Genomic DNA, 283 nt, shown 5'->3' on the forward strand with positions numbered 1-283 from the left:
GTGAAGTGCGCGGCTCGGCGCTGATTGGCCAGAACTTCACCGCCGCAGGCTATTTCCAGGGCCGCCCGTCGGCCACCGCGGAGACGGCGGATAATCCCATGGCCTCTGGCGGCAGCAACCTCGCCGCCAGCAACCCGGCGCTGGATAAAGCGGTGAGCGAGCGCGTGCAGGCCCTGCGCGCCGCCAACCCGGACGCCGACCCGCGGGTGCCGGTCGAACTGGTCACCACCTCGGCGAGCGGTCTCGATAACAACCTGACTCCGGCCGCCGCGCTGTGGCAGGT

The 283-nt window shown here is 70.7% G+C and carries 1 protein-coding gene; it reads left to right on the plus strand.

Annotation, left to right across the window (positions count from 1 at the left end; genetic code table 11):
* The coding region (locus ACNQ0T_RS24080; RefSeq protein ID WP_417930483.1) for a potassium-transporting ATPase subunit C at window positions 1–283 on the plus strand (283 nt) is incomplete at both ends.

The organism is Enterobacter cloacae complex sp.6700776, from assembly GCF_048284255.1.
GTDB lineage: Bacteria > Pseudomonadota > Gammaproteobacteria > Enterobacterales > Enterobacteriaceae > Enterobacter > Enterobacter intestinihominis.